The sequence below is a fragment of the Collinsella sp. D33t1_170424_A12 genome (assembly GCF_015554865.1).
GTDB lineage: Bacteria > Actinomycetota > Coriobacteriia > Coriobacteriales > Coriobacteriaceae > Collinsella.
Window position 1 is genome coordinate 1 of record NZ_JADNJJ010000065.1, and the last position, 2,572, is coordinate 2,572.

Here is a 2,572-nt window from a genome sequence, read left to right on the forward strand (position 1 = left end):
CGATTTTTCCACTCACTTCGGGGGTGCCAGGTTGTTTTTGGTCCGCCGACCCCTCGAAGTGAGTGGAAATGCGGCAGCCGCCTGCTTCCGTAAGGACCGAAGCGGTGTATAGATGGCAAAAAAGGGGGGCGCAGCTCGCATCGAGTTGCACCCCCCCCGTCACGTTGGGCAATGTGTGCCGCGGCATGCTCGACTCCGCGACTGATTCCTAGCGGCCGTCGTCCTGCTGCAGCTCGCTTTGCTTGTGGCGGCGGGCCTGCTTGGAGAGCAAGCGGGCGGGCTTATCGGGGTCGGGGACGGCGGTGGGCAGCGGCTCGTCTACCGCGCCGTGGTACCAGCCACCTACGAAGTTGTCGGTGCGGAACACGTTGATGACCGCCCCCGGATCGACATCGCGCACCAGGTCGATGATGTCGGCCGATTCGTACGTGGACACCACGGTGTGCAGCAGCCACATGGTCTTGCGGCTGTAGCCGCCGATGACCTCGGCGCAGGAGATGCCGTGCTGGAACTCCTCGATATAGGCGTCCATGACCTCGTTGGGGCAGCGCGTGGTGATCTGCAGCGTGACGCGGTCGTAGCGGTTGTAGAAGCTGTCGATGGTCTTGGTGGCGATGAACTGGAAGACGATGGAGTACGCCGCGTTGTCCCAACCGAACAGGGCGCCGAAGATCACCAGCAGCAGGCAGTTGCTGGCAAAGATGAGTCCCCAGATCGTCTTGCCGGTGCGGTTGGACACGAGCAGCGCCACGAAGTCGGTACCGCCGGTCGAGGCGCCTGCCTTGAGTGCCACGGCGATGGACAGGCCCGATATAAAGCCGCCGAAGATCACGAGCATCATCTTGTCGCCCAGCAGCGGCGCGAAGTTGAAGACGTTGAGGAAGAGCGAGGAGAGCGCGACCTGCATCATGGAGAAGATGACGAAGCGCTTGCTGATGGAGCCCCAGCACAGCGAGGCGACGGGGATGTTGAGGAGCAGCATGCCCACGGAGGTCGAGATGTGCACGCCGCCGAGCGAGGTGATCTGGTTGACGAGGACCGCGACGCCGGTAAAGCCGCTGGGGAGCAGGTTGGCGGGCTCGACGAACGCCTGGATGAGGAAGGTCTGCAGCAGCGCCGAGAATGTGACGGCGATCGCGGTGATGATGCGACGTACAACGGCGAGGCGCGCGAGTTCGAGCGCGCGATCGGTGATGGCGTCAACGGCGTTTCGCATGGACCCTCCTTGGGCATCGTGCGCCGGGTGCGGCGCGGCTATTCGTTTGATCGCGTACAGGGAACGAGAGCGATGATTCTATCACGCATGATAGCCGCTTGATAGGGGGTCGGGCATCCAGCCGCGCGCCCTTTTACACGACGATAAAAATGTGGGCGTCCAGAGTGCCGCGCGCTGTCCGGTGTCCGGTCGGGCGCTTCCAGCGGGCGGGTTGGGCGATAATGGTGCGCATGAGAACACGACGGACGATGCGGGGGACCACCATGAACGAGCACGCGCTCCAAACGCTCAAGACCTACTTCGGGTACGACTCGTTCAGGCCGGGGCAGGACCGCATGGTCGATGCCATTCTGGCGGGGCGCGATGCGCTGGGCGTCATGCCCACGGGTGCGGGAAAGTCGATCTGCTACCAGGTCCCGGCGCTCATGCTGCCGGGCATCACCTTCGTGGCGAGTCCGCTCGTCTCGCTCATGGGCGACCAGGTGCGCGCGCTCAAGGCCGCCGGCGCCCGTCCGAGCTATCTCAACTCCACGCTTTCGCCCGCCCAGCAGAACACCGTGCTCAAGCGTGCCGAGGAGGGGTGGTACCAGATCATGTACGTGGCGCCCGAGCGCCTGTCCGACCCCCGCTTCCTGGCGTTTGCCCAGCGCGCGGCGGGCGAGGGCGGCATCGGCGTTCCGTTGGTGGCGGTGGACGAGGCGCACTGCGTATCGCAGTGGGGCCAGGACTTCCGTCCCGCGTACCTGCAGATCGCGGAGTTCATCGAGGCGTTGCCCGCGCGCCCCGTGGTGGCGGCGTTCACGGCGACGGCCACCCAGCGCGTGCGCCGCGACATCGTGGGCATGCTGGGGCTCGAGGAGCCCGAGACCGTCGTGACGGGCTTCGACCGCGCGAACCTTTCGTGGAGCGTCGAGGAGCTGGGCGACAAGGCCAAGACGCGCTGGATCACGGAGTACGTGGTTGCCCATGCACGGGAGAGCGGCATCATCTACTGCTCCACGCGCAAGGCGGTCGATGCGCTGTCGGCCGAGCTCGCGCTCGCGCTCATGCCCCACGGCATCTCCGTGGGGCGCTATCACGCCGGCATGGCCATGGGGGACCGGCAGGAGAGCCAGGCGGCGTTCATCGATGACCGTGTGCCGGTGATGGTGGCTACCAACGCGTTCGGCATGGGCATCGATAAGCCCAACGTGCGCTACGTGATCCACAACAACGTGCCCGAGAGCATCGAGGCGTACTACCAGGAGGCGGGGCGTGCGGGCCGCGATGGCGACCCGGCGAGCTGCTATCTGCTGTGGAACGGCCGCGACTTCGCGCTGCGCCGCATGATGATCGACCGCGACCCGGACGATGACG

Annotated in this window: 2 protein-coding genes; one reads left to right on the forward strand and one right to left on the reverse strand. The window is 65.6% G+C overall.

What is annotated here, in order from left to right; translation table 11 throughout:
• Positions 1–208: 208 nt before the first annotated feature.
• Entirely contained in the window at positions 209–1,216 is a 1,008-nt protein-coding gene (locus tag I2E26_RS03245) for a YitT family protein (protein WP_195419585.1), read from the reverse strand.
• A 263-nt stretch (positions 1,217–1,479) separates the two neighbouring features.
• On the opposite strand from I2E26_RS03245, the gene I2E26_RS03250 reads away from it, so the two are divergent.
• On the forward strand, positions 1,480–2,572 hold a 1,093-nt coding region (locus tag I2E26_RS03250; protein ID WP_195419586.1), incomplete at its 3' end, for an ATP-dependent DNA helicase RecQ.

Excerpts from the sequence above, each read along its gene's own strand:
- I2E26_RS03245 (WP_195419585.1), bottom strand. The coding sequence starts at position 1,216 with ATGCGAAACGCCGTTGACGCCATCACCGATCGCGCGCTCGAACTCGCG.